This is a genomic window from Duganella sp. 1411, from assembly GCF_017833525.1.
In the GTDB taxonomy this organism is placed as follows: domain Bacteria; phylum Pseudomonadota; class Gammaproteobacteria; order Burkholderiales; family Burkholderiaceae_D; genus Rugamonas.
Map to the genome: position 1 here is coordinate 246,400 of NZ_JAFICD010000006.1, position 26,934 is coordinate 273,333.

Below are 26,934 nucleotides of genomic sequence, written 5' to 3' on the forward strand. Positions count from 1 at the left end.
TTTGGCGGATACGGGGCGTATAATCGGCCGGCCGTCGCTATATCAACTCCTCGGGATAGTATGGAATACAATTTTGAAAAAGAGTGGCTCCTGGCACTGGAGCGGCGTTTCAACAGGCAGGCGACGGAAATCGCCGAGATCACGCTCAGCGGTCGTCCGCGCATGTTGATCTTCTACTTCGCCGACTTCCCGGCGCCGGGCATGCTGACGGCCGTGACGGCCGGCCTGTCCAACGCCAGCCACCCGGACTGGGTGCACGGCAAGCCTGAGCTGAGCTTCACGCTGAAGACCACCGATCAGGGCTGGGGCAAGAGCGCCGCCTACCTCGCGCAGGAGTTCTTCAACCAACGCTCGTTCGCTTACCAGTCGTCGTTCGCGCTGGATGTCGCCATGTCGGACGACAGCGCGATGAACGCCTGCTTCGTCTACCGTCCGCAGTTCCTGAACAAGGACCAGGTCAAATTCGAGCTGCAAGACCGCACCATCCACCTGGCCGGCCTGTTCCCGATGTACGACGAGGAAATCGCCATGTACGAAACCAAGGGGACGGAGGCCTTCTGGAACACGCCGGGCTTCCATCCCTACGACCCGACCCGCGCCAGCATCGCCGGCAAATAATTCGACACCAGGAGCCACACATGGGCAATCGACTCTCAAAAATCGCCACCCGCACCGGCGACGGCGGCACCACCGGCCTTGGCGACGGCAGCCGCACCGACAAGGACAGCGTGCGCATCCACTCTATCGGCGAGGTCGACGAACTGAACTCGCACATCGGCTTGCTGCTGTGCGAGGACATGCCGGCCGACCTGCGCGAGGAGCTGGTGACGATCCAGCACGACCTGTTCGACCTGGGCGGCGAGTTGTGCATCCCCGGCTACCAGATGATCACCGAGGCGCACGTCGAGCGGCTCGACACGCTGCTGGCCAAGTACAACGCCACCTTGCCGGCGCTGACGGAATTCATCCTGCCGGCCGGCTCGCGCGCCGCGTCGCAGGCGCACGTGTGCCGCACCGTGTGCCGCCGCGCCGAACGCGCCATCGTCACCCTGGGCAAGACGGAAACCATCCACGAGCATCCACGCCAGTACGTGAACCGCCTGTCGGACCTGATGTTCGTGCTGTCGCGGGTGTTGAACCGCTTCGGCGGCGGCAGCGACGTGCTGTGGCAGCACGAACGGCGCGGCAAACCCGCACCGCCGGGCGGGGTCTGACCCGGTCGGGTCAGACCCCATGGTGGCGGCGCCTGCGCTCCGTTCAAGGATTCCAGGACGGGGGTTGCGCATTGGCGTAGCCCGGCAGTTGCGCGATATTGGCGACCAAATGATCGAGCAGCAAGCGCGCCCGCAGCGGCTGATAGCGGCGCGACGGCGACAGCAGACGCAGCGCCTGCGGCTGGCCCTCCCACGCCGGCAGCACGCGCACCAGCGCCCCGCTGTCGAGCAAATCCTGCACCAGCCATAGCGGACACAATCCGATACCGCCGCCGGCCGCTAGGCTTTCGCGGATCGCCAGCGCGTGGTTGACGCGATAGCGCCCTCGCGTGGCCACGCTTTCAACCTTGTCGCCGCTGCGCAGCGTCAGCATGTCGCCATCGGCCAGCCAGGCGAAGCGGATGTAATCGAAGTCCGCCAGTTCCGCCGGCCGGCGTGGTTGGCCGCGGTGCCGCAGATAGGCCGGTGCCGCCACCAGATGCCTCGGCGAGACGCCGGCCAGCCGGGCCACCGCGTCCGGCGGCAGTTCGCCGCCCTGCCGCAGCGCGATATCGACACCCTCCTTGACCAGATCGACCATGCGGTCGTCGAGTATCAGCTCGATGTCGACCTGCGGATATTGTTCGAGGAAGGCGGCCAGCAAAGCGTTCAGACGAAACTGGCCGAAGGCGGCCGGCGCGTTGACCCGTATCAGCCCGGCCGGCGTATCGGTTTGGCCGCGCGCCTCGGCCACCGCCTCCTGGTATTCCGCCAGCACGCCAAGCGCGCGCTGATAGAACAGGCTTCCCTGCGGCGTCGGCTGCAGGCTGGTGGTGCTGCGCTCGAGCAGGCGCACGCCCAGTTCGCGCTCCAGCGCGGCCATTAACTTGCTGACGGTGGGCTGGGTGGTGCGCTCTTCGCGCGCGACGGCGGACAAGCTGCCCAGTTCGACGGCGCGCACGAAGCAGCGCAAGGAGCGGATGGTGTCCATGGTTCAGTCATTCGATATTTGAATGAAGTATAGTCTAATAAGCCATCTTCCCGTCACATTTGGAATGGCCTATCGTGCGGTTTTTAAAGGAGCCCACGATGAAAACACTGACCAATCTCGCACTGGCCGCCGCGCTCGCGCTGGCGCCTCCGATCCAGGCAGGCGAACCAGCGACGGCATGGACGTCGAGTTGGTACGCCAGCCCGCACGCCACCTGGGGCGCGGACTTTCCCTTGCCGACGGCCGTACCGGCGATGCTGCAGCGGCAAACCGTGCGCGAGACGGCGCGCATCAGCGTCGGCGGGCGACGCGTGCGTGTCGTCCTGTCGAACAGCTATGGCGAGCGGCCGATGGTGATCGGCGAGGCGCGCATCGCCCGTGCCGGAGACGCGGCCGGTGCCGTACGAGGTCCGGATCACGCGCTGACGTTTGGCGGCAAGCGCGCGGCCACGATACCGGCCGGCGCGCCGCTCGTCAGCGATCCTGTCGATCTGCCCGTGGGCGCGCTGGAAAAGCTGACGGTCAGCGTCTATCTGCCGCAGGCGACGCCGCTGAAGACATTCCACTGGGGTGCGCAGCAGACCGGCCATATCGCAGACGGTAACGTCACCACCGCGGCCACGTTGAAGGATGCACAGGCGCTGCATGGCCGCGCGCTGCTCAGCGCCATCTTGGTCGACGCGCCCGGCGGCAAAGGCGTCGTGGTCGCGCTGGGGGACTCTATCACCGACGGCAACGGCTCGACGCCGGACCGCGACCGGCGCTGGCCGGATTATCTGGCCGCGCGCCTGGGCGCGGACGGCGTCGGCGTGGTCAATGCCGGCATCTCCGGGGCCCGGCTGCTGGGCGACCGCATGGGTGTGAACGCGGCGGCGCGTTTCGGGCGGGATGTGTTGGGTCAGGCCGGAGTCGGGACCGTCGTGGTTCTGATGGGGATCAACGACATCGGCTGGCCGCAAAGCGCGTTCGCGCCGGACGAGCCGCCGATGCGTGCGGAGCGCATGATCGCCGTTTATCGTCAGTTGATCGCGCAGGCGCGCGTGCGCGGGGTGCGCATCGTCGGCGGGACGTTGTTGCCGTTTGAAGGGGCGCTGAACGGCACGCCGTTCGAGGGTTATTACACGCCCGCCAAAGACGCGGTGCGGCGCGAGGTCAATCAGTGGATCAGGGAGAGTGGGGAGTTCGACGCCGTGGTCGATTTCGATGCGGTGGTGCGCGATCCGTCGCGGCCAGCGCGCATGTTGCCCCGCTATGACAGTGGCGATCATTTGCATCCCGGAGACGCCGGGTATGAAGCGATGGCGAAGGTGGTGGAGGTTGGCGGATTGCCGTGATCGGCCAGAAGATAGGTCGCAGGCCGCGCACGCATTGGCGGATTACGCTGCGCTAATCCGCTCGCCCACGTTGATATGTCAACGGCCATTCAATTGGCGTGTCCCCGGAGGCACGTAGGGCGGATTAGGCGGAACGCCGTAATCCGCCAATGCATGCGCCACCGAGACGCACAAATCAACCGTTGTTGACGACCAAACGCGGCTCGTTGTCGAAGCGCTTCTTGATCGAGGCGGTGATACCGGCGCCGTCCAAACCCACGCTCGCCAGCAGCTTGACCGGATCGCCATGGTCGATGAATTTATCCGGCAAGCCAAGCATCAACACCTGCTTGACGATGCCTTCGGCCGCCAGCGCCTCGGCCACCGCCGAGCCGGCGCCGCCCATGATCGCGCCCTCTTCCACCGTCACCAGATAATCGTGATCGGCGGCCAGCTCCTTGACCAACTCCACATCCAGCGGCTTGATGAAACGCATATTGGCGACCGTCGCGTCGAGCGTCTCGCCCGCCGCCAACGACGGCGCGACCATCGACCCGAACGCCAGGATCGCAATCTTCTGCCCCTTGCGCTTGATCTCGCCCTTGCCGATCTCGATCGTCGTCAACTCCGGCTTGATCGCCGCGCCGATGCCGGCGCCGCGCGGATAGCGGATCGCCGCCGGTCCCTTGTACTGGTAGCCGGTGGTGAGCATCTGGCGGCATTCGTTTTCATCCGAGGCGGCCATGACGACCATGTTCGGAATGCAGCGCAGGTAAGCCAGATCGTAGTTGCCCGCGTGCGTGGCGCCGTCGGCGCCGACCAAACCGGCGCGGTCCAGTGCAAACGTAACGTCCAGGTTTTGCAGCGCGACGTCGTGGATCAACTGGTCGTAGGCGCGCTGCAGGAAGGTCGAATAAATCGCCACCACCGGCTTCATGTCCTCGCAGGCCAGGCCGGCGCCGAAGGTCACCGCGTGCTGCTCGGCGATGCCGACGTCGAAATAGCGGTCCGGATATTCCTGCTCGAAGCGCACCATGCCCGAGCCTTCGCGCATCGCCGGCGTGATGCCGACCAGCTTCTTGTCGGCGGCGGCCATGTCGCACAGCCAGTTGCCGAAGACGTCGGTGTAGGTCATCTTGCCGGGCGCGGCGGCCGGCTTGATGCCTTCGGCCGGATTGAACTTGCCCGGACCGTGATACAAAGTCGGCTCGGCCTCGGCCAGTTTGTAGCCTTGGCCTTTTTTGGTCACCACGTGCAGGAACTGCGGTCCCTTGAGCTGCTTGATGTTCTGCAGCGTCGGGATCAGCGAATCCAGGTCGTGGCCGTCGATCGGGCCGATGTAATTAAAACCGAATTCCTCGAACATCGTGGCCGGGACCACCATGCCCTTGGCGTGTTCCTCCAGCCGCTTGGCCAGTTCCAGCACCGGGCCGGGCAGCACCGATTTGCCGACGTTCTTGGCGGCCGCGTAGAACTGCCCCGACATCAGGCGCGCCAGGTAGCGGTTCAACGCGCCGACCGGCGGCGAGATCGACATGTCGTTGTCGTTGAGGATGACCAGCAGGTTGATGTCGTCCTGCACGCCGGCGTTGTTGAGCGCCTCGAACGCCATGCCGGCGGTCATCGAGCCGTCGCCGATGACAGCGATCGCGTGGCGGTGCTCGCCCTTGATCTTGGCCGCCTGCGCCATGCCCAGCGCCGCCGAGATCGACGTCGACGAGTGCGCCGTGCCGAAGGTGTCGTATTCGCTCTCGTCGCGCTTGGGGAAGCCGGAGATGCCGTTCAACTGGCGCAGCGTGTTCATGCGCTCGCGCCGGCCGGTGAGGATCTTGTGCGAGTACGTCTGGTGACCGACGTCCCAGACGATGCGGTCGTGCGGCGTGTTGAACACGTAGTGCAGCGCCACGGTCAGCTCCACCGTGCCCAGGTTGGACGACAGGTGGCCGCCGGTCTTGGAGACCGAGTCGAGCAGGTAGGCGCGCAGTTCGTGCGCCAGTGGCGTCAGTTGCGAGTACGCCAGTTTGCGCACGTCGGCGGGTGAATCTATATTTTGTAGCAAGTTCATTTATGCCTTCCGCTGCACGATCAAATCCGCGAGTTCGCGTAACCGCAGAGCTTTATCTCCGAACGGCGCGAGCGCTGCGTGCGCGTCGAGCCGCAATGTTTGCGCCAGCGCGCGCGACGGTTCCAGACCCAGTATCGAGACGTAGGTCGGCTTGTTGTCGGCCGCATCCTTGCCGGCGGTCTTGCCCAGCGTGGCCGAATCGGCCGTCGCGTCGAGCACGTCGTCGACCACCTGGAAGGCCAGGCCGATGGCGCGCGCGTAGGCGTCCACCGCCGCCAGTTCGGCGTCGTCGAGGTCCTTGCCGGCCAGCGCGCCGAGGATCACGGCGGCGCGCAGCAACGCGCCGGTCTTGAGCTGGTGCATGCGCTCCAGCTGTTCCAGGGTCAGGCTCACGCCCACGCTGTCCAGATCGATCGCCTGGCCGCCGCACATGCCGGCCGAGCCGGAGGCGTGCGCCAGCAGGCGCAGCATCGCCACCTGGCGCGCGGGCGGCACGCCGCCGGCCTCGGACAGCACCAGGAAGGCCTGCGACTGCAGCGCGTCGCCCACCAGCAGCGCGGTGGCCTCGTCGTAGGCCACGTGCACGGTCGGCTTGCCGCGGCGCAGCGCGTCGTCGTCCATGCACGGCATGTCGTCGTGCACCAGCGAGTAGGCGTGGATCATTTCGACGGCGGCGGCGGCGCGGCTCAAGGTGGCCGGGTCGGCGTCGAACAGCGCGCCGGCCGCGTACACCAGCAGCGGGCGCACGCGCTTGCCGCCGCCGAGCAGCGCGTAGCGCATCGCCTCGTGCAGCTTGGCCGGCACCGCCGTGGCCGGGGGCAGGAAACCGGATAAATCGTTTTCTGATCCGGCCTGCACGGTCTTCATCCAGTCGTCGAAGGCGCCGCTCATTGTTCGGCCTCGCCGCTTTCCGCGAACGGTTTGAGCATGTCGCCCTCCAGCACCTTGACCTGCGATTCGACTTTCTCGAGCTGGGCGGCGCAGAACTTGACCAGCTCCGAGCCGCGCGCGTAGGCGGCCACCGACGCTTCGAGCGGCAGTTGCCCGGCTTCCATTTGCGCGACCAAGGTCGCCAGCTCGGCCATCGCTTCTTCGAACGAGACGGGGGCGGTGGTCGGATCGGCGGTTAATTTCTTAGACATAATCACTCAGGTTTCAAGGCGAAAACACGTGCCAGCGCAGTGTAGCCCGTTATTTTAGAACAAACCACCTTCTCCGGTGGAACTATAGCGGCGGCGCCGGCGCCAGACTATGGATTTTATCGTAATCGCCCCCATATCCTTCACCTGCATGCAGTTGTTACAAGTTTTTGCACATAAAACGAGCACTGCGGTCTGTCGGGGGTGAGCGAAAGGCGGTATAATCGCCGGTTCTGTCCGAAATACCATTTTCAACGAACTTGAATTCAGGTCTTTACGGATTCTGTCTCTCTTTGGTTTGATGTACATATTAAGGGGGGTTGGGATGTCCGATCTGGGTACCCACGCCAAGCTGGCGCGTCCACACGCGCAACTGCCGGTAAACGTCTACTTCGACGAAGCGCTGTTGCAGCGTGAAATGCAGCAATTATTCCAGGCCGGTCCGCGTTATGTCGGGCACGAACTGATGGTGCCGAACGTCGGCGACTTCGCCACCCTCGTTTCCGAAAACGAGGGGCGTATGCTGGTGCGCAACGCTAACGGGCTCGAGCTGCTGTCCAACGTCTGCCGCCACCGCCAGGCGCTGATGTTCAACGGCCGTGGCAACGCCAACAACATCGTCTGCCCGCTGCACCGCTGGACCTACGACCTCAAGGGCGAGTTGATCGGCGCGCCGCACTTCCCCGAGACGCCGTGCCTGAACCTGCCCAAAACCCAGCTGCAAAGCTGGAACGGCTTGCTGTTCGAGCAAAACGGCTACAACGTCATGGACAAGCTCAAACACCTGTCGGTGACGGGCGACCTCGATTTCTCCGGCTACATGTTCGACCACGCCGAGGTGCAGGTCTGCAACTACAACTGGAAGACCTTCATCGAGGTCTACCTGGAGGACTACCACGTCGAGCCGTTCCATCCGGGCCTGGGCGGCTTTGTCAGCTGCGACGACCTGCGCTGGGAATTCGGCCGCGACTACAGCGTGCAGACCGTCGGCGTCAACAAGGGCCTGCTCAAGTCCGGCTCCGAGATCTACCAGCGCTGGCAGGAGCAGGTGCTCAAGTTCCGCGGCGGCGAACCACCGCCGTACGGCGCCATCTGGCTGACCCTGTACCCGAACATCATGGTCGAGTGGTATCCGCACGTGCTGATCGTCTCGACCCTGTGGCCGGACGGCCCGCAGCGCACCCGCAACGTGGTGGAGTTCTACTACCCCGAGGAGATCGTGCTGTTCGAGCGCGAGTTCATCGAGGCCGAACGCGCCGCCTACATGGAAACGGTGGCCGAGGACGACGAGATCGCGCTGCGCATGGACGCCGGCCGCAAGGCCCTGTTCGAACGCGGCACCACCGACGCCGGCCCCTATCAATCACCGATGGAAGACGGCATGCAGCACTTCCACGAGTGGTACCGCGCCAATATCGACATCTAACCACGGAAACCGGATGCAATCACTTTGGATGTTGTTCGCCAGCTTCATGTTCGCCGTCATGGGGGTGTGCGTGAAGCTGGCCTCCGAAGAGTTCTCGACATCCGAAATGGTCATGTACCGGGGCATCGTCGGCGTCGTCGTGCTGGGGGTGATCATCCGCGCGCAGGGCGGCAGCTTCCGCACCACGATGCCGATGGCCCACTTCTGGCGCTGCCTGATCGGCGTCATCTCGCTGTGGTTGTGGTACTACTCGATCGGCAACCTGCCGCTGGCCACGGCCATGACGCTCAACTACCTGTCACCGATCTGGATCGCCGTGTGGCTGTTCGCGATGGGCTGGTGGCACGCCAGGAACCAGGTCAAGTGGCCGCTGCTGGTGGCCGTGGCGATGAGCTTTGTCGGCGTCACCCTGCTGCTGCGGCCGGCCTTCGACAGCAACCAGCTGGTGCCGGCGCTGGTCGCGCTGTTCTCCAGCGTGCTGACGGCGATGGCGTACATGCAGGTGCGCAAGCTGGGCCTGGCGGGCGAACCGGAAAACCGCGTGGTGTTCTATTTCGCGGTGATGAACATCGTCGCCGGCGTGGCCGGCAATTACCTGTTCGCCGGCGGCAAACCGGCCGTCTGGCACCCGATCAACACCGCCCACGGCGCGTTGCTGTTGCTGGGCATCGGCGTGTGCGCCACCAGCGCGCAGATCGCCATGACGCGCGCCTACCGCCTGGGCCAGACCCTGGTCGTCGCCAATCTGCAATACACCGGCATCGTGTTCTCCAGCATCTGGGGCGTGCTGGTGTTCGGCGACGTGTTCAGCTGGCACAGCTGGGCCGGCATCGCCATCATTCTTGCGTCGGGCGTGGCCACGACGTTCTACAATACCCGTAACACCGAACGCGGTAAGGCCATCGCCAATACCGACCCGATCGCCAGCGAAGTTTAAGGAGTCCGGAACCATGTACACCACGTTGATCAGCGCCGCCGACCTGTCCCAGCATGTGAACGATGACAACTGGGTCATCCTCGATTGCCGGCACGACTTGATGAATCCGAACGCGGGCCGCGACGGCTACGCCATCGGCCACATCCAGAACGCCCAGTTCGCCCATCTCGACACCGACCTGGCGGGCGCCAAGACCGGGCCGGACGGCACGTTCCGCGGCCGCCACCCGCTGCCCGAGCGGGCCGCGCTGATCGCGACCTTGCGCGGCTGGGGCATCAACGACGACACGCAAGTAGTGGCCTACGACGCGCACGGCGGCATGTTCGCCGCGCGGCTGTGGTGGCTGCTGCGCTGGGTCGGCCATCCGGCGGTGGCGGTGCTCGACGGCGGCCTGGCCGCGTGGCAGTCGCAAGGCTTGCCCTTGGTGACGATGACGGTCGCGCGCGCCGGCGGCACGATCAGCGACAAGCCGTCGCTGGCGCACACGGTGACGGTCGACGACGTGGAATCGAACCTGGTCACGCAGACGCGGGTGGTGGTGGACGCGCGCGCGCCGGACCGCTTCCGCGGCGAGAACGAGACCATCGATCCGGTCGGCGGCCATATCCCGGGCGCCAAGAACCGCTTCTTCAAGGACAATCTGACGGCGGACGGACGGTTCAAGGACGCCGAGCAGCTGAAGCGGGAATTTTCGCCGTTGTTCGCGGCCGCGCCGCTGGCGATCATGCAGTGCGGCTCGGGCGCGACGGCCTGCCACAATTTGCTGGCGTTGGAGATCGCCGGCCTGCCCGGCGCGGCGCTGTATCCCGGCTCGTGGAGCGAGTGGTGCGCGGACCCGGCGCGGCCGGTGGCGACGGGCGGTTAAGGCCGGCGGGTATGTCGCGTCCCGCTTAGAGCTTGGGTTTTGCCATGAATGGCAATCAAATTTCTAACCTCCCCCATCACTTCCGCGTTGTCGATGCCTACATTCGACTTGAAATACTCGTCGGCTTCAATATCTGCGCGGATGCCCTCCTCCACATCGTCGAAACCGTAAAGCCAAACATCCGGCCACAAATCTTCGGCGCTCAGTTTTGCCATCACGGCCAGCCGCTCAAGCCTTGAGCGGTCTCCAGCCGAGAGTGCGGTTAGCGCTTCTAACTGTTTATTTCGGCTGGAATCCATATTTCCACTATCCGCTTAAGCCCGCTAACGCTTTCGCCTGATTCTTTTCTCGCCGGACATTTGACTCCAAATTGCGGCGAGCCTGCGCCATCACCTCTTCATGGGGTATTGTCCTGCCTGCGGCAATGTCCTCCTGCGCCTCAAGATCCGCGTCGACGCTCTCTTCAATGTCCTGGAATCCATAGAGCCACACTTCATTCCAGATTGCCTCGGCACTCACTTCGGCTCGGGCCGCCAAACGGTCCAGGCGCGCGGTCAATGACTGATAGGGTCGCCAGAACTTCTGCTTTCTTCTTTTGAGAGGAGTTCATCGATCCACTATCCGCTTAAGCCCTGCCATCACCTCTTCGTTGGAAACCGTCCGACCAGCGGCGATGTCTTCCTCGGCAGCCAGATTCGCCTCGACGCTTTCCTCCGTGTCCTCGAACCCATACAGCCACACGTCAGGCCATATCGTTTCCGGGCTGACGTCGGCACGCGCCGCCAGACGCTCCAGCCGAGCGCGGTCGGCGGCCGAGAGGGCCGCTAACGCTTCCGCCTGCTTCTTTTCTCTGGAGTTCATCCCGCCATGATACGCCCGGCGGCGTTGGGCGCAAGCGTATCAGCGCAAACGGGACGCGCCGATCAATGACCGCCGGTCAGGAACAGCACGATAGCGACGCCGGTAGCGATCAGCAGCACCTGCGGCACCGATTCGCGCAACGTGGCGCGGCGCTGCATCTGCGGCATCAGGTCGCTCACGGCGATATAGATGAAGCCCGACGAGGCGAACACCAGCACATACGGAATCAGCCCGCTGGCGCGGTCCAAGGTGTAATAGCCCAGCAGGCCGCCGGCGATCGCCAGCAAACTGCACAGCAAATTGTAGACGTACGCCCGGGTGCGCGAGAAGCCCGCATTGAGCAGCACGATGAAGTCGCCGATTTCCTGCGGGATCTCGTGGGCGATGATGGCCAGCGCCGTCACCAGGCCCAGCTCCGGATTGGCCATGAAGGCGGCGGCGATCAAAATGCCGTCGGTGAAGTTGTGCATGCCGTCGCCGACCAGGATCATCCAGCCGGCCTTGCCCGCCTCGTGCTTGTCGTGCCCGTGATGGTGGTGGTGGCCGTCGCCCTCGTGGTGGTGCGAGTGACGCATGATGGCCAGCTTTTCCAGCAGGAAGAACGCCAGCAGGCCCGCCAGCAAGGTGGCGAACAGGCTGCGCGCGCTGGCGTGCGATTCGAACGCTTCCGGCAAGGCGTGCAGCAGCGACGTCGACAGCATGATGCCGACCGACAGGCTGACCATGCGCTCGACCACCTTCGACAGCAGCGTAAACGAGAACACGGCAGCGGCTGAAATGCTGAGGACGCCGGCTAGTGTGGTCGCCAGTAAGATGGAGATGAGTAAGGGATCGATGTTATAGCCTCTAGTTCCTGGAGCCGTGCCGCCGCTGCGCAGGCCGGGGGCGTTATTTTACCGCCCGGCACGCTTTCGTGCTCATTTTTGGCTAAAAACAGTCAAACCGGCGTTATCGGCGCCTCAGGCGACGCCGTTTTGCCTGAACCACGCCAGCATCCGGCCCCAGCCGTCCTTGGCGTCCGCCTCCACGTAGCTGGGACGGTAGTCGGCGTGGAAGGCGTGGCCGGAATTGGGGTAGATGACGAAGGTCGATTTGTTCGGGCCCTTGGCCAGCATGGCCTGCATCGCCTTGATCGAATCCTCGGTGATGCCGGTGTCCTTGGCGCCGTACAGGCCCAGCACCGGCACGTTCAGGGTGGCCGCGATATCGATCGGATTGGTGGGCGTCATGGCGTTGGAAGTGCCGACCAGGCGGCCGTACCAGGCCACGCCGGCCTTGAGCGACGGATTGTGGGCCGCGTACATCCAGGTGACGCGTCCGCCCCAGCAGAAGCCGGTGATGCCGATCTTGTCGGGATTGCCGCCGTTGGCCTTGGCCCAGGCGACCACCGCGTCGAGGTCGGCCATCACTTGCGCGTCCGGGGTTTTGGCGATGATGTCGCGCTGCAGGTCGGCGATCGAGGCGGCTTTTTGCGGATCGCCCTGGCGCACGAACAGGTCCGGCGCCAGCGCCAGGTAGCCGAGCTTGGCGAAGCGGCGGGCGACGTCGGCGATGTGCTCGTGCACGCCGAAGATTTCGGAGATCACCAGCACCACCGGCAGGTTGGTCTTGCCTTCCGGCTGGGCGCGGTAGACGGGGACGGTCTGGCCGCCGACCTTGATGGTGATGGTGCCGGCGGTCAGGCCCGTGGCGTCGGTTTTGATGACGTTTTGCGCCATCACCGGCAGCGCGGCGGCGGCGAAGCCGGTGCCCAACGCCACCTTGAGGAAGTCGCGGCGGTCGACACCGTCCGACAGGCTGGTTTTCGTCAGCAAACTCTCCGCGTCCCGCTTCAAATCATCCATCGATTCCTCCTGTGACTACGTTGGTTGGTAATTTGTTGATTCATGCGCTGTTGGCGGCGCTTGGCGGATTACGGCGTGCCGCCTAATCCGCCCTACGTGTTTCCTCGTTTCTATACTATGCGTGGCGTTGTTCCACGTAGGGCTGATTAGCGCAGCGTAATCCGCCATCGACGAGCCGCCGATCGCGATTGAAGCACCTACTTAATGCGCCTCGTCCCAGTTCTTGCCGACGCCGACTTCGGCCGTCAGCGGCACCTTCAACTGCGCCACCCCGGCCATCAACTCCGGCAGCTTGCGCTTGACCAGCTCCAGCTCGGCGTCCGGCACCTCCAGCACCAGCTCGTCGTGCACCTGCATGATCATCTTCGTTTGCAGCTGGTCCTTTTCGAGCCAATCCTGCACCGCCACCATCGCCAGCTTGATCAGGTCGGCCGCCGTGCCCTGCATCGGCGCGTTGATCGCGGCGCGCTCGGCGCCCTGGCGGCGCGGACCGTTGGGCGAATTGATCTCCGGCAGCCACAGCCGGCGTCCGAACACCGTCTCCACGTAACCGCGCGCCTTGGCCTGCAGCCGCGTGTCGTCCATATACTGCTTGACGCCCGAGAAGCGCGCGAAATAACGGTCGATGTAGCTCTGCGCGGCGGCGCGCTCGATGCCCAGGTTGGCGGCCAGGCCGAACGCGCTCATGCCGTAGATCAGGCCGAAGTTGATGACCTTGGCGTAGCGGCGCTGCTCGCTCGACACCTCGTCCGGCGCCACGCCGAAGATCTCGGCGGCGGTGGCGCGGTGGATGTCGACGCCCTCGGCGAAGGCGCGCAGCATGTTCTCGTCGCCCGAGATGTGCGCCATGATGCGCAGCTCGATCTGCGAATAGTCGGCCGAGACGATATGGCTGCCCGGCGGCGCGATGAACGCCTCGCGGATGCGGCGCCCCTCCTTGGTGCGGATCGGGATGTTCTGCAGGTTCGGATCGTTCGACGCCAGACGCCCCGTCACCGCCACCGCCTGCGCGTAGTTGGTGTGCACGCGGCCGGTTTCCTTGTTGATGCCCTTGGGCAGCTTGTCGGTGTAGGTCGACTTCAGCTTCGACAGGCTGCGGTACTCCAGCAGCACCTTCGGCAGCGGATAGTCCTCGGCCAGCTTTTGCAGCACCTCCTCGTCGGTCGACGGCGCCCCGCTCGGGGTCTTTTTCACCACCGGCAGCTTGAGCTTGTCGAAGAAGATCTCGCCGATCTGCTTCGGCGAGCCGAGGTTGAACGGTTGCTCGGCCAGCTCGTGCGCCTTCGCCTCCAGCTCGGCGATGCGCGCGCCCAGCTCGGCCGACTGCAGGTCCAGCAGCGCGGCGTCGATGTGCACGCCGTTGCGCTCGATCTTTTGCAGCACCACGGCGGTCGGCAGCTCGATGTTGCGGTAGATGTAGCGCAGGCGCTCGTCGGTCTCGACCTCGCCGATCATCGCCAGGTGCAGGCGCAGCGTGATGTCGGCGTCCTCGGCCGCGTATTCGGTGGCGCGCGCGATGTCCACCTTGTCGAAGGTGATCATGCTCGCGCCCTTGCCGCAGACGTCGACGAACGGGATCGTCGTGTGGTTCAGGTGGCGCAGCGCCAAGCCGTCCATGTCGTGCGTGCGGTGCGATTCGAACACATACGATTGCAGCAAGGTGTCGTGATGGATGCCGCGCAGGCGCACGCCGTGGTTGGCGAAGATGTGGCTGTCGTACTTCAGGTTCTGGCCGACCTTGAGCTTGGTCTCGTCCTCCAGCCAGGGCTTGAGTTTGTCCAGCACGTGCTCGCGCGTCAGCTGTTGCGGCACGCCGGGGTAGGCGTGCGCGACCGGGATGTAGCACGCCACGCCCGGCTGCACCGACAGCGAGATGCCGACCAGCTGCGCCGTCATCGGCTCGAGCGACGTGGTCTCGGTGTCGACGGCGGTCAGTTCGGCGGCGCCGATCAGCGCGATCCACTGGTCGAGCTGCTCGTCGGTGAACACGGTTTCGTAGTTGACGTTGACCTTCGGCACTTCGCCAAACAGGTCGCCATTGGCCGAGACCGCGCCACCGGCGGCGACGGCGGCGGCGGCCGCCTTGCCCGGGGCGCCGATCGGCGCGGCCGGCGTCAGCGCGTTCAATTCGCGCAGCAAGGTCTTGAAGCCGTATTGGCCGAAGAAGGTGAGCAGCGTTTCCTGGTCCTCGGGGCGCGCCACCAGCGATTCGCTGATCGACATCATGTGCTCGGACAGGTCGCAGTCGGTCTTGACGGTGATCAGTTCGCGGCCCTTCGGCAGCCACTCGAGCGCCTTGCGCAGGTTTTCGCCGACGGCGCCGGTGATCTTGTCGGCGTTGGCCATCACGCCGTCGAGGCTGTCGTACTGGGTCAGCCACTTGAGCGCCGTCTTCGGGCCGCACTTGGCCACGCCGGGCACGTTGTCGACGGTGTCGCCGATCAGGGTCAGGTAATCGATGATGCGGTTCGGCGGCACGCCGAACTTGGCCAGCACGCCGGCCTCGTCCATCTTCTCGTTGGTCATCGTGTTGATCAGCATGACTTGCGGATTGACCAGTTGCGCCAGATCCTTGTCGCCGGTCGACACCACCACCTTCATGCCGGCCCTGGCCGCGTCAACGGACAGCGTGCCGATGACGTCGTCGGCCTCGACGCCGTCGACCATCAGGATCGGCCAGCCCATGGCCTTGACGGCGACATGGATCGGCTCGATCTGCAGGCGCAGGTCGTCCGGCATCGGCGCGCGCGTGGCCTTGTAGTCGGGATACATGTCGTCGCGGAAGGTCTTGCCCTTGGCGTCGAACACGCAGGCGATGTAGGCGGCCGGGTAATCGGCGCGCAGGCGGCGCAGCATGTTGACCATGCCGTGCATGGCGCCGGTCGGGTGGCCGTCCGGGCTGCGCAGGTCGGGCAGCGCGTGGAAGGCGCGGTAAAGGTAACTGGAACCGTCAACTAACAGCAGGGTATTTTGCATAGGAACTAGAGAGATGTGAGGGCGAAAGCGCGCGCTTTGCCGCGAATGCCGCATTATCGCAGGTTTTGGCCGCCGCCCGCCGCTCGCGCCCGCGTTTCAAGTATGACAATATTCAATATTTCCTGTTGGAAAATACGCACCGAATCCGGCGGAAAACGGCCGGAAATGGGCCGCCGTCCACAGCGAAGCGTGTCTGTTTGTTACAATGGATCATACATAAAAATTCCACGGCTTTTTACCTACTAAGGCGATCCATCATGACGCGCACCCTCCTCCTCTGGCCGGCCCTCCTGCTGACGCTCGGCGCCAACGCGTACGCGCAGTCGACCCCGAGCCAGGCTCCGCCCAAGCTGGAAAAAATCGAGGAGGTGGCCGACGATCCGATCACCGTGACGGCCAAGCCGGCGCCCGAGCGCCAGATCACCGAACGCCGCGACAACAGCGGCAACGTGGTGGAAGCGACCGTCAAAAGCGGTCCGAGCACGTACACCTTGCGTCCCACCCACCCGGTCGGCAGCGCGCTGCCGGGCGACGCCATGTCCGGCCCCGCGCGCGGCCCGCAGTGGACGGTGATGACGTTTGGCGGCAAGAAAAAGAAAAACCCGGAAGACGAGGCCGCCGCCGACACGGACGCGCCACCGCCGCCGCCCGCGCCGGCCGCCAAGTAAATCCGGTAGTATCACCAAAAATACAAAAGACGCGCCTGCTCCGGCAGGCATCCCGGCCCACCGCCACGGCGGCGGCCGACCCACCGAACCTCATCAAGTTTTCACATGGCAGTGTTTACCCCGGTCACCCTGGACGATATCAACCAGTGGATCACGCAATTCCCCCTCGGCAAGCCGCTGGCCCTCAAGGGCATCGCCTCCGGCATCGAGAACAGCAATTTTTTCCTGACCACGGAGCGCGGCGAGTTCGTGCTCACGATCTTTGAAAACTTATCGTTCGAGCAACTGCCGTTCTATCTGAACCTGATGCGCCACCTGGCCGACCGCGGCGTGGCCGTGCCGGCGCCGGTGGCCACCGCCACGGGCGAGCTGATCGTGCCGCTGCACGGCAAGCCGGCGTCCATCGTCACCAAGCTCGAAGGCAGCTCGCAGATGGACCCGCGCCCGGCGCACTGCGCCGAGGTGGGCGCCATGCTCGCGCGCATGCACCTGGCCGGCCGCGACTACCCGCTGCAACAGCCCAACCTGCGCGGCCTGGACTGGTGGAACGCGACCACGCCGCAAGTGCTGCCCTTCTTGTCGGACAGCAACGCGCACCTGCTCAAGGCCGAGATGCACTTCCAGGAAGCGTTCGCCGGCTGCGACACCTACCGCCGGCTGCAAAGCGGCCCCGTGCACGCCGACCTGTTCCGCAACAACGTCATGTTCGACGGCGAGCGGCTGACCGGCTTCTTCGACTTTTACTTCGCCGGCTGCGACACCTGGCTGTTCGACGTCGCCGTCACCGTCAACGACTGGTGCATCGCCCTCGACACGGGCGTGCTCGACACGGCCCGCGTGCGCGCGCTGCTCGACGCCTACCACGCGGTGCGCCCGTTCACCGACGCCGAGCAAACCGCGTGGCAGCCGATGCTGCGGGCGGCGGCGCTGCGCTTCTGGCTGTCGCGCCTGTACGACTACTACCTGCCGCGCGAAGCCGAAATGCTGACCCCGCACGATCCGACCCACTTTGAGCGCATCTTGCGCGAACGCATCGCCACGCTGGCGCCGAAGCTTTTCTGATGAATAAATTCCCCGCGCGCGCCGGTTGGCAATGGGTCAAGCAGGGCATGCAGCTGTTCCGCAAGCAGCCCGGCGGCCTGATGGCGCTGTTCTTCTGCTGCATGTTCGTCTCGCTGATCTCGATGATCGTGCCGCTGCTGGGGCAGATCGCGCCATTCATCCTCACGCCGCTGTTCTCGATCGCGCTGCTGGAGGGCTGCGCGCAGGTCGACCAGGGCAAGCGCGCGCTGCCGAATCTGTTGCTGAGCGGCTTCCGCAAGCCGGCGCGCAACGGGCTGCTGGCGATGGGCGTGCTCAACCTGCTGTTGCTGGTGATCGCGCTGGGGGTGCTGTACGCGATGGCCGGCGACGCGGTGATGCAGATGAGCACGCGTCCGCCGCAGATCGACCAGAGCCAGCTGGAAGGCTTGCTGGGCGCCGCGTTCACCTCGTCGACGATCTACACGGTGGGCTGGCTGCTGACGTGCCTGGCGGCGCCGCTGATCTACTGGCAAAAGATGAATCTGAACAAAGCGCTGTTTTTCAGCGTGGTGGCGGTGTTCCGCGGCTGGAAGGCGTTCCTGACGGCGGCGGTGACGCTGCACCTGCTGTACTTCGTCGGTTGCAAGATCGTCGTGCTAATCCTCGGCACCTCGCAGCTGGCGGTGGCGGGCATCTTCACGCTATTCCTGATCACCATCGTGCTCACGCACTGCACCTTATATACCGCCTACCGCCAAATCTTCGGCGCCCCGGAAACGGCGGCCCCGCCCAAGTCCGAGCCCCCGCAACCGTTGCTTTAACTCCGGGGTCAGGTCCACCATTTCTACACGGGCGGGACCGTGGCACCTTGGGCCGCACGCAACGGCACGCTCAACCCCGCCGTTTCACGGTCATAGGGTTGAGCTCGTGTAGAAATGGTGGACCTGACCCTGGAGTTATATGCGCTCGAGCTTGGCGATGCTGAGGTCGAGCACCTTCATGCCGCTGCTGCCGAAGTTGATCTGCGCGCGGGCGTTGGTGCCGCTGCCTTCGATGTTGACGATGACGCCTTCGCCGAATTTGCCGTGCGCGACCGATTCGCCGATGCGCCAGCCCGCGCCCGCCGACTTGTGCGCGATCTTTTGCGCGATGGCGTTGTCCGAGCCGGCCAGCGGCACCACGTCGTCCCACGGCGTTTTCTTGTTGGCGAACCAGTGCGATTGCACCTTCGGCGATAGCCATTTGAGCGATTCCTCGGGCAATTCGTCGAAGAAGCGCGATTTCATGTTGTAGCGGGTTTGCCCGTGCAGCATGCGCGTCTGCGCGAAGCACATGTACAGACGCTGCCGCGCGCGCGTGATCGCCACGTACATCAGGCGCCGCTCCTCCTCCACGCCGCCGTCCTCGCGCGAGCTGCTTTCGTGCGGGAACAAGCCCTCCTCCAGCCCGGTGATGAAGACGTTGTTGAACTCCAGCCCCTTGGCCGAGTGCACCGTCATCATCTGCACCGCTTCCTGCCCGGCCGTGGCCTGGTTGTCGCCCGCCTCCAGCGATGCGTGCGACAGGAACGCCGACAGCGGCGACATCACCGTCGCCAGCGGGGCGTCGGCGTCGAGGATTTCGAGGCCGTCCTCGTTGACCACCGGCAGGCCGGATTGTTCCTGCGAGCGCGGCCCCAGATGCGCCGGCGCGCCCTGGCCGAAGCCTTCCTCGGCGACGAATTGCGTCGCCGCGCTGACCATTTGCTCCAAGTTCTCGATGCGGTCGGCGCCTTCCTTTTCGGTCTGGTAGTGCGCCAGCAGGCCGCTGGCCTCGAGCACCACGCGCACCAGTTCCGGCAGCGCCATCTGCTGCGTTTCGAAGCGGGCGCCCTCGATCAGCTTGACGAAGCCGCCCAGCGACGAGCCGGCCTTGCCCATGACGTAGGGCACCGCCGCGTACAGCGACACCCGGTGCTGGTCGGCCGCCGCCTGCAGCGCCTCGATCGAGCGCAGGCCGATGCCGCGCGTGGGGAAGTTGACCACGCGCAGGAAGGCCGAGTCGTTGTGCGGGTTGTCCATCAGTTGCAGGTACGCGATCGCGTGCTTGACCTCGGCGCGCTGGAAGTAGCGCAGGCCGCCGTACACGTGGTACGGGATGCCGGCCGAGAACAAGGCGTGCTCGATCACCCGCGATTGCGCGTTGGAGCGGTACAGCACCGCGATCTCGCTGCGCGAGGCGCCGTCGGCGATCAGGTTCTTGGTTTCCTCGATGATCCATTGCGCCTCGGCCAGGTCGGAGCTGGCCTCGTACACGCGCACCGGCTCGCCATGGCCGGCGTCGGTGCGCAGGTTCTTGCCCAGCCGCTTGCTGTTGTTGGCGATCAGCACGTTGGCGGCGTCGAGGATGTGGCCGTGCGAGCGGTAGTTCTGCTCGAGCTTGATCAGGTTCTTGACGTGGAACTCGCGCTCGAACGCGCTCATGTTGCCAACGTTGGCGCCGCGGAAGGCGTAGATGCTCTGGTCGTCGTCGCCGACGGCGAACAAGGCGCCGCCGCCCTGCTCGCCGTGGCCGGCCAGCAGCTTGAGCCACTTGTATTGCAGATCGTTGGTGTCCTGGAACTCGTCGACCAGGATGTGCTGGAAGCGCTGCTGGTAATGCTGGCGCAGCGGCTGGTTGCGGCTGAGCAGTTCATACGTGCGCAGCAACAGCTCGGCGAAGTCGACCACGCCTTCGCGCTGGCATTGATCGTCGTACATCTGGTATAGCTCGACCTTCTTGCGCTCGTCGGCGTTGTACGGGTCGATCTTGTCGGCGCGCAAGCCCTGGTCCTTGGCGCCGTTGATGAAGTACATCACATCCTTCGGCGGGAACTTCTCGTCGTCGACGTTGTTGGCCTTGAGCAGGCGCTTGATCGCCGACAGCTGGTCCTGCGAGTCGAGGATCTGGAACGTCTGCGGCAACGCGGCGTCGCGGTGGTGGGTGCGCAGCAGGCGGTTGCACAATCCGTGGAAGGTGCCGATCCACATGCCGCGTGTATTGATCGGCAACATCGCCGACAAACGCGTCGTCATTTCCTTGGCGGCCTTGTTGGTGAAGGTCACGGCCAGGATGCCGGACGGCGACACCTGCCCGGTCTGGATCAGCCAGGCGATGCGGGTCGTCAGTACGCGGGTTTTGCCGGAGCCGGCGCCCGCCAGAATCAGGGCGCTTTGGGCCGGCAAGGTCACGGCGGCGAGCTGTTCGTCGTTGAGATTGTGAAGAAGATTTTGCATCCAGTGATTATACGGCAAGCAGCAAAATCACTGGATAAAACTCCAGTCAAAGCGGAGCCCGCTCCGCTAGGCCGACGGCGCCGGCGTGGCCGCGCCGCTCCTCACCGCGTCCCGGACCAGCGCCTTCATCGCGCGCTCGGCCTCGCGGCTGGCCTGGGCCTGCTGGCGGCCCAGCTCGCCCATGCGCGCGCCCAGTTCCGCCATCGGCCTGCTCGCTTCGGCCATTTTCCGCTCCAGCTCGCGCATCGGCGCCCGGGCCGCCTGCAGCTTGGCGGTCTGCGCCGCGATGTCACGTTGGAATTGCGCCATTTGCTTGCTCAGCGGCACCATCTCGGCACGTAATTTTTCCTGTTGCTCGTGGAAGCTGCGGATTTTTGCCTGGTCCGGGTCGCGCTCCACCTCGCGCGCGAGCTGCTCCATGCGGCGGCCGATGGACTCCTGTTGCCGCGCGACTTGCTCCATGGCGCGATGGTGGAGTTCCATGTCGCGCTCGGTCCCGCGCGCCGTCTCGCGCGCCTCGGCCTCCAGCTTGGCGCTGATGCCGTCCATCACCTTGCTGTGCTGATCCATTTTCTGGCCCTGCTCGTCCATTTGGGCACCGATGCGGTTGGCGGGCTCCCACACCTGCTGGACCTTGGCGATGAACGCCGGGTCCTGGATCAGGTAGGCCTTGTCGCCGTCGCGGAACCAAACGAAGTCGCCCCTGACGGAGCGGCGCAGGGCTTCGACCCTGGCCAGGTCCTTACGGTTGGCCGACACCGTCATGCGCTCATCGCCGCCGCGGACGATGGCGTAGGCGCTGCCGTCGCGTTCCCAGGTGGATGCCGCGGAAACCGGCGCCGGCGGCATGGCCGGGGTCGCGGGAATGGCCGGCACGGCCGGCGCCGGAGCCGCTGCGGCCACCGCCGCGGCTGGCGCAACTGGCGCAACTGCTGCAACCGGAGCGGCCGCTGCCGGCGGCGCGGGCGGCGCGGACGCCGCAGGCAGCGCGGGCAAGGCCGGCGGCGCGGCGGCCGCCACCGGCGCGGGCGGCGCTGGCGGCTGCGTTGCCGCCTGCACATAAAACACGGCGCTGGCCGCGCACAGGCCGATCAGCGGCACCGCCATCTTCCAGCTGACCGGTTCAACATCGGGACGCAGCAGGCGTTTGATACGAGACATGAGATTTCCTCCGTGAGCCGCGTGGGCTAGTTGTGTGGTATCGAACTGGAATTGATCCAGCTCGGACAAGGCCTTGGCCAGCACCTGCGGTTGACCGAGCATGCTCACTGCAAGGTCATCGGCGATTTGTTCTCGCTCTACACGGATACGGCGCGACAAGGCCCAAACACTAGGGTGATAGAACAGCACGATTTCCACCGCGCTTTGAATCAGGTTGATCAGGTAGTCGCGCCGCTTGATATGCGCCAGCTCGTGCGCCAGCAGCGCCTCGAGCAGGTTGGGCGCCATGCCGGTCACCAGCGCGGCCGGCACCAGCACGATCGGGCGCCAGCAGCCGGCGGTGATCGGGCTGTCGAGCAGGTCGGCCACGCCCAGCCGCACGTGCTGCGGAATCCCGAAGCGGCGCGCCATCTCGGACAATCGCCGTTGCCAGTAGTGATTGACGGTGTAGTGGTCGCCGCGGGTGCGCTCGGCCACCCATTGCAGGCCGACGGCCAGCCGCAGCGCCATCAGCGCGGCGCCGCCCAGCCACAGGCCGACGATCCACGGCAATTGCCCGCGCAGCGCGGCTTCCAAGGCGGCCATGGTGCCGTCGCCGACCAGGTTGGCGGCGGGCGCGGCGCCGGCGCCGGCCGACAAAACGGGTATTAACAAGGCGGCGCCAAGGCCGGCGCCGGAAAAAGAGGAGGTCTCGGCGGCATTGACCTGCGCGATGACGCCGGCCAGCGGCAACGCCGCGCACAGCAGCAGGCCGGCGCAGGCGACCGCGTAACGGGTCTGCGGACGCGCCTTGCGCAGCAACAGCAGCGCCAGCGACACGCCCCAGCCGATCAGCAGCCCCTGCCAGATGAAATGCAGCAGCGCCCAGCCGATGGCCGGCACCAGGGCGGACCAGGCGCTAACCATGGCCGCCCGCCCGCCGCGAATTTACAGCTACGCCAAACTTGTCCATGCCGCACTCCCAGTCGATGGATGTAGAATAAATTATCTAGAACGCCGTGTCTAGAACTTTTTTTCTACATCCATTGCGGGCGGCCCGCAGCGCCTAGTAGATCACCACCGAGCGGATCGATTCGCCACTCTTCATCAGGTCGAAGCCCTCGTTGATGCGCTCGAGCGGCAGGCGGTGGGTGATCAGGTCGTCGATATTGAGCTTGCCCTCCATATACCAGTCGACGATCTTGGGCACGTCGGTGCGGCCGCGCGCGCCGCCGAAGGCCGAGCCCTTCCACACCCGGCCCGTGACCAGCTGGAACGGCCGGGTGGAGATTTCCTGCCCCGCCGCCGCCACGCCGATGATGATCGACTGGCCCCAGCCCTTGTGGCAGCACTCGAGCGACTGGCGCATCGTGGTGGTGTTGCCGATGCACTCGAAGCTGTAGTCGGCGCCGCCGTCGGTCAGCTGGACGATCGTGTCGACGACGTTTTCCACCTCGGTCGGATTGATGAAGTGGGTCATGCCGAACTTGCGCGCCATCTCCTGGCGCGCCGGGTTGATGTCGACGCCGATGATCTTGTCGGCGCCGACCATCCTGGCCGCCTGGATCACGTTCAGGCCGATGCCGCCCAGGCCGAACACGACGACGTTGGCGCCCGCCTCCACCTTGGCGGTGAACAGCACGGCGCCCACGCCGGTGGTCACGCCGCAACCGATGTAGCAGACCTTGTCGAACGGCGCGTCCTCGCGGATCTTGGCCAGCGCGATTTCCGGCACCACGATGTAGTTGGAGAAGGTCGACGTGCCCATGTAGTGGTAGATCGGCTTGCCGTCGATGGAGAAGCGGCTGGTGGCGTCCGGCATCAGGCCGCGCCCCTGGGTCGAGCGGATCGACTGGCACAGGTTGGTCTTTTGCGACAGGCAGAATTTGCACTGGCGGCATTCCGGCGTGTACAGCGGGATGACGTGGTCGTCCTTCTTGAGCGATTTGACGCCGGGGCCGACGTCGACGACGATGCCGGCGCCTTCGTGGCCGAGGATGGCGGGGAAGATGCCCTCCGGATCGGCGCCGGACAAGGTGTAGTAGTCGGTGTGGCAAATGCCGGTGGCCTTGATCTCGACCAGCACTTCGCCCTCGCGCGGTCCGCCCAGCTCGACTTCCTCGATCGTCAGCGGCTGGCCCGCTTGCCATGCAATGGCGGCTTTGGTTTTCATTGTTCGTCCTCTGGCTGTTGTACGGGGGACCGGAACGGCGTACCGTTCCGGTGATCCGTCATCATAGCAAGCCGGGGGACAAACGGCGATAGCGCCGCCTATTGGGGCTCGGCCGGCATCGCCGGGCCGACCGCCAGCAGGTCCGACACCGTGCGCCACAGCTGGCGCGGCGAGGTCCACGGCTTGGGCAGGAAGCCGCCGCCGGCCACGTGGCGTTCCGGGTGGCGCGCCGAGTACAGCAGCACGCGCGCGTCCGGCTGGTGCTGGCGCAGGCCGTGCAGCAGCGCGCCGCCGTCGCCGTCGGGCAGGTCCGGATCGAGCACCACCAGCGCGAACTGCTCGCGGCGCAGCAGCTCGCTGGCGGCGGCCAGCGTCGCCACGTGGGTCACCTGGGTTTCCGGCACCAGCAGCGTGGCCAGCACCAGCGCGGCGTCGGCGTCGGCGTCGATGTGCAGCACGCGCGGCGCGGCCGCGTAGATGGAAAAGCCGATCGCGGCGCCGCCCTCCTGGTCGCTGAACGGCCGCAAGGTGTCATTGGAAAAATCGTTGGTCATCATGTCTCCGCACAAGCTGAAAATCAATGCCAAGCCCGTAGCGGTGGTGGTGCGGCTAACGGGGAGCAAGGTCGGCGGAGTTGGGCCGAGGAAGTTGGGACGGCCGCGGGGAAATGGCGGCCGGCGCGGCGGCAGGCGAAGATCAGGCCCTGCGGCGCGGGGTGGTGTTGCTAGTGGGTAGTGTACAACAAAAATTCCATGCGGAAACAAAAAAGGCGGGAAATACCCGCCTTGCGCAGAAAACCGAGCGGCGCTGTCTACTTTTTCAGACGTTGGTTAAAGGCCGCGTGCAGGCCGTTTAACGTTTCCTCGGCCGCCAGCAGCTGGTCGGCCACCTCGTTGACCTTGCGGCGGTTGGAGCGGGCGTGGTCGCGCAGCACCTCGAAGGCGGTGTTGCGGTCGGTCTGGAATTTGCACATCAGCAGGCCGACGGCCAGGCTGGTCTCGCGCCCGGCCGCCAGCGCGGCGTTCAAGTTGAGCTCGGTGCGGCGCAGCTGGCGGATCTCGTCGGCGCGCGCCAGGCCGGCGGCGAACGCCGGCATCAGGTGCTTCTCGTCGACCGGCTTGACCAGGAAGCCGACCGCGCCGTACGAGGCGGCCTGCTTGCCGGCGTCGGCGTCGCCGCGCCCGGACAGGAACATGAACGGCACCGAACTGGTCGCGTGCAGCTGCTTGGCCAGCTCCAGGCCGGTCATGCCGGGCATGTGGATGTCGAGCAGCGCCAGGTCCGGTTCGCGCTGGGCGATCACGTTCAAGGCTTGCTCGGCCGAAGACGCCTTCAGGATGTCGTAGCCGGCGTTGCCGAGTACTTCACCGAGAAAGTCGAGCAGCAGTTGGTCGTCGTCGACGATAAGGATCAGACGCTTGGGGCTAGGAGAAACTGGCATGTGACGGCAACCTTGGGCTATTGCTAACGGCCCAATTATAAAGCGGAAAGACCGGTCCGCCCGAATGATTTGCTGTTGTTGTGTACGACAAACAGCTGGGCGAATTGGCCGACCGCTTCGCCAACGCTTGCAGCTTGATAGACGCTGCTGATGGCCGCGACCATGTCGGCGCCGCGCGCCACCAGCGGCGCCGCGTTGGCCGGCGTCATGCCGCCGATGACGACGGTGGGAACGCGGATCGCCGCGCGCGCCTGGTCGAGGATCTCCGGCCGCGTCGTGACCGCGTATTGCTTGACGCGCGACGGATAGAAGCCGCCGAAGGCTACGTAGCTGGCGCCGTCGCGCTGCGCCGCCAGCGCGCGCGGCATGTCGCCGTAGCACGAGGCGCCGATGATCTTGTCGGCGCCGAGCCGGGCGCGCACCTGGGCGACGTCGGCGTCGGTGCCGCCCAGGTGCACGCCGTCGGCGCCGGTCTCCAGGCACAGGTCGACGAAGTCGTTGACGATGAACGGCACGCCGTAGCGCCGGCACAGCGCCAGCAGCGCCGTCGCCTGCGCGTGGCGCAGCTCGGGGCCGGCCTCCTTGTGGCGGTATTGCAGCAGCGCGACCAGGTTGCCGCCGGCGTTGCCCGCGTTGCCGTGCGCGGCGCCGGCGGCCAGCGCCTGTTCGCTCGCCTCCAGCAGCCGCGTGGTGTCGTCCCAGTTGGGGGTGACCAGATAAAGTCCTTGCATGATGTTCTCCTGATGGGGGATGGGGCTAGCGCAGCGGGATGCGCTGGCCGGGAGCGATGCTGTAGGCGTCGCGCAGCGCGACGTGGCAGTAGTGCTGCGCCAGTTCGAGCGCGACGCCGGTCGGCATGCCAAGCGCCAGCTGGCCGGCGACGGCCGACGCCAGCGTGCAGCCGCTGCCGTGGAATTCGCCGTCCAGGCGCGGCCAGCGCCATTGCCGCGCGTCCGGCGCGCCGTCCTGCGCCGCGTCGCCGGCGCCGGGACCGAACCAGCGATTGACGACGTCGTTCGTCGTGGCCTCGCCGTCATCGTGGCCGCCGGTGATCAGCACGTGGCGGCAGCCTCGCGCGCGCAAGGCCTGCGCCAACGCGCGCGGGTCGGTCGCGTCCGACGGCGCGGCCAGCGCGCGCGCCTCCGGCCCGTTCGGCGTCAGCACCGTCACCAGCGGCAGCAGCGGCGCCAGCGCGGCCACCGCGTCGCCGCGCGAGAGCGTGTCGCCATGGCCGCTGGCCAGCACCGGGTCGAGCACCACCGGCAGCTCCGGTTGCCGTTCGCGCAGCTCGCCGATCACCCGGGCGATCGCCAGCGCGTTGGCGGCGCTGCCGGGAATGCCGATCTTGACCGCGCCGACGGCGATCTTGCGCGTCAGCGCGCGCGCCTGGCGCAGCACCAGCTCCGGCGCGACCGGTTGCACCTCGTAGGCGCGGTCGTTGTCCTGCACCGTCAGCGCGGTGACCACGCACAGCGCGTGTGCGCCCTGCCCGGCCACCGCCTGCAGGTCGGCGCCGATGCCGGCGCCGCCGGACGGGTCCATCCCGGCGAACACCAGCACGCAGCGCCGCGCGGCCGGCGCCGGCGCGGCGGCGCTTGTGCCGGCGCTGATGCCGACGCTCATGC

26 protein-coding genes are annotated in these 26,934 nt (G+C 65.8%); 9 read left to right on the forward strand and 17 right to left on the reverse strand.

The genetic code is table 11. The features are described from left to right. Positions 1-60 precede the first annotated feature (60 nt). A complete protein-coding gene (locus JOD97_RS26040; protein WP_209725037.1) occupies positions 61-618 on the forward strand; it encodes a suppressor of fused domain protein in 558 nt (185 codons plus the stop codon). 20 nt (positions 619-638) lie between these two features. Beyond that, complete coding sequence (locus JOD97_RS26045; protein ID WP_209725040.1) at positions 639-1,214, forward strand: cob(I)yrinic acid a,c-diamide adenosyltransferase; 576 nt, start codon at positions 639-641, stop codon at positions 1,212-1,214. Positions 1,215-1,257: 43 nt separating this feature from the next. Here JOD97_RS26045 and JOD97_RS26050 read toward each other — a convergent pair whose 3' ends face one another. After that, the gene (locus JOD97_RS26050; RefSeq protein WP_209725042.1) at positions 1,258-2,184 is read right to left on the reverse strand and encodes a LysR family transcriptional regulator; all 927 of its coding nucleotides are present in this window, start codon (positions 2,182-2,184) and stop codon (positions 1,258-1,260) included. Between the two features lie 98 nt (positions 2,185-2,282). Between JOD97_RS26050 and JOD97_RS26055 the strand changes: the two genes are divergently transcribed. After that, a complete protein-coding gene (locus JOD97_RS26055) occupies positions 2,283-3,518 on the forward strand; it encodes an SGNH/GDSL hydrolase family protein (protein WP_209725044.1) in 1,236 nt (411 codons plus the stop codon). A 175-nt stretch (positions 3,519-3,693) separates the two neighbouring features. On the opposite strand, the gene dxs is transcribed toward JOD97_RS26055, so the two are convergent. The 3 genes from dxs to JOD97_RS26070 are packed head-to-tail and all read right to left on the reverse strand — an operon-like array spanning position 3,694 to position 6,704. Then, positions 3,694-5,562 (reverse strand): 1-deoxy-D-xylulose-5-phosphate synthase, encoded by a 1,869-nt coding sequence (gene dxs / locus JOD97_RS26060; RefSeq protein WP_209725046.1) that lies wholly within the window; start codon positions 5,560-5,562, stop codon positions 3,694-3,696. Beyond that, positions 5,563-6,453: a polyprenyl synthetase family protein gene (locus tag JOD97_RS26065; protein WP_209725048.1), complete on the reverse strand. Its 891-nt coding sequence runs from the start codon at positions 6,451-6,453 to the stop codon at positions 5,563-5,565. It lies immediately after the preceding gene. Next, entirely contained in the window at positions 6,450-6,704 is a 255-nt protein-coding gene (locus JOD97_RS26070; RefSeq protein ID WP_209725050.1) for an exodeoxyribonuclease VII small subunit, read from the reverse strand. Before JOD97_RS26070 ends, JOD97_RS26065 begins: the two co-directional genes overlap by 4 nt. Before the next feature lie 322 nt (positions 6,705-7,026). Between JOD97_RS26070 and JOD97_RS26075 the strand changes: the two genes are divergently transcribed. From JOD97_RS26075 to JOD97_RS26085, 3 genes are read left to right on the forward strand one after another with little or no spacing between them, the layout of a single operon-like run. Next, positions 7,027-8,127 carry an aromatic ring-hydroxylating dioxygenase subunit alpha gene (locus tag JOD97_RS26075; RefSeq protein ID WP_209725052.1) on the forward strand — a complete coding sequence of 367 codons (1,101 nt, stop codon included), beginning with the start codon at positions 7,027-7,029 and terminating at the stop codon, positions 8,125-8,127. A gap of 13 nt (positions 8,128-8,140) precedes the next feature. Further along, positions 8,141-9,064, forward strand: coding sequence for a DMT family transporter (locus JOD97_RS26080; protein WP_209725054.1), 924 nt, complete (start codon positions 8,141-8,143; stop codon positions 9,062-9,064). A 13-nt stretch (positions 9,065-9,077) separates the two neighbouring features. Next, positions 9,078-9,929, forward strand: coding sequence for a sulfurtransferase (locus tag JOD97_RS26085; protein ID WP_209725056.1), 852 nt, complete (start codon positions 9,078-9,080; stop codon positions 9,927-9,929). Here the strand turns inward: JOD97_RS26085 and JOD97_RS26090 are convergent. From JOD97_RS26090 to polA, 6 genes are all read right to left on the reverse strand, one after another. Then, entirely contained in the window at positions 9,926-10,228 is a 303-nt protein-coding gene (locus JOD97_RS26090) for a hypothetical protein (RefSeq protein WP_209725058.1), read from the reverse strand. The two genes, JOD97_RS26085 and JOD97_RS26090, sit on opposite strands and share 4 nt — an antisense overlap. 7 nt (positions 10,229-10,235) lie before the next feature. Then, positions 10,236-10,487 carry a hypothetical protein gene (locus JOD97_RS26095; protein WP_209725061.1) on the reverse strand — a complete coding sequence of 84 codons (252 nt, stop codon included), beginning with the start codon at positions 10,485-10,487 and terminating at the stop codon, positions 10,236-10,238. Between the two features lie 48 nt (positions 10,488-10,535). Then, positions 10,536-10,790: a hypothetical protein gene (locus tag JOD97_RS26100; protein ID WP_209725063.1), complete on the reverse strand. Its 255-nt coding sequence runs from the start codon at positions 10,788-10,790 to the stop codon at positions 10,536-10,538. A 62-nt stretch (positions 10,791-10,852) separates the two neighbouring features. Continuing rightward, complete coding sequence (locus JOD97_RS26105) at positions 10,853-11,605, reverse strand: ZIP family metal transporter (protein WP_209725380.1); 753 nt, start codon at positions 11,603-11,605, stop codon at positions 10,853-10,855. A 144-nt stretch (positions 11,606-11,749) separates the two neighbouring features. Continuing rightward, positions 11,750-12,634, reverse strand: a complete 885-nt coding sequence (locus JOD97_RS26110; protein ID WP_209725064.1) for a dienelactone hydrolase family protein — start codon at positions 12,632-12,634, stop codon at positions 11,750-11,752. A 201-nt stretch (positions 12,635-12,835) separates the two neighbouring features. After that, positions 12,836-15,610, reverse strand: coding sequence for a DNA polymerase I (gene polA / locus JOD97_RS26115; protein WP_209725066.1), 2,775 nt, complete (start codon positions 15,608-15,610; stop codon positions 12,836-12,838). A gap of 257 nt (positions 15,611-15,867) precedes the next feature. On the opposite strand from polA, the gene JOD97_RS26120 reads away from it, so the two are divergent. The 3 genes from JOD97_RS26120 (at position 15,868) to JOD97_RS26130 (ending at position 18,122) form a co-directional block, all read left to right on the forward strand. Then, a complete protein-coding gene (locus JOD97_RS26120) occupies positions 15,868-16,278 on the forward strand; it encodes a hypothetical protein (RefSeq protein ID WP_209725068.1) in 411 nt (136 codons plus the stop codon). A gap of 105 nt (positions 16,279-16,383) precedes the next feature. Continuing rightward, positions 16,384-17,340, forward strand: a complete 957-nt coding sequence (locus JOD97_RS26125) for a homoserine kinase (protein ID WP_209725070.1) — start codon at positions 16,384-16,386, stop codon at positions 17,338-17,340. Beyond that, entirely contained in the window at positions 17,340-18,122 is a 783-nt protein-coding gene (locus JOD97_RS26130; protein ID WP_209725072.1) for a BPSS1780 family membrane protein, read from the forward strand. The genes JOD97_RS26125 and JOD97_RS26130 overlap by 1 nt, the downstream gene beginning before the upstream one ends. Before the next feature lie 135 nt (positions 18,123-18,257). Here JOD97_RS26130 and JOD97_RS26135 read toward each other — a convergent pair whose 3' ends face one another. The 7 genes from JOD97_RS26135 to JOD97_RS26165 form a co-directional block, all read right to left on the reverse strand. Next, complete coding sequence (locus tag JOD97_RS26135; protein ID WP_209725074.1) at positions 18,258-20,555, reverse strand: UvrD-helicase domain-containing protein; 2,298 nt, start codon at positions 20,553-20,555, stop codon at positions 18,258-18,260. Positions 20,556-20,621: 66 nt separating this feature from the next. Next, positions 20,622-22,622 (reverse strand): M56 family metallopeptidase, encoded by a 2,001-nt coding sequence (locus tag JOD97_RS26140; RefSeq protein ID WP_209725076.1) that lies wholly within the window; start codon positions 22,620-22,622, stop codon positions 20,622-20,624. A gap of 139 nt (positions 22,623-22,761) precedes the next feature. Further along, positions 22,762-23,868, reverse strand: coding sequence for an S-(hydroxymethyl)glutathione dehydrogenase/class III alcohol dehydrogenase (locus tag JOD97_RS26145; RefSeq protein ID WP_209725078.1), 1,107 nt, complete (start codon positions 23,866-23,868; stop codon positions 22,762-22,764). Positions 23,869-23,966: 98 nt separating this feature from the next. Continuing rightward, entirely contained in the window at positions 23,967-24,422 is a 456-nt protein-coding gene (locus JOD97_RS26150) for a response regulator (RefSeq protein WP_209725080.1), read from the reverse strand. 257 nt (positions 24,423-24,679) lie between these two features. After that, entirely contained in the window at positions 24,680-25,309 is a 630-nt protein-coding gene (locus JOD97_RS26155; RefSeq protein ID WP_209725082.1) for an ANTAR domain-containing response regulator, read from the reverse strand. Positions 25,310-25,344: 35 nt separating this feature from the next. Further along, complete coding sequence (gene thiE / locus JOD97_RS26160) at positions 25,345-26,040, reverse strand: thiamine phosphate synthase (RefSeq protein ID WP_209725084.1); 696 nt, start codon at positions 26,038-26,040, stop codon at positions 25,345-25,347. Positions 26,041-26,065: 25 nt separating this feature from the next. Further along, a complete protein-coding gene (locus JOD97_RS26165) occupies positions 26,066-26,932 on the reverse strand; it encodes a hydroxymethylpyrimidine/phosphomethylpyrimidine kinase (RefSeq protein ID WP_209725382.1) in 867 nt (288 codons plus the stop codon). Positions 26,933-26,934: the final 2 nt, after the last annotated feature.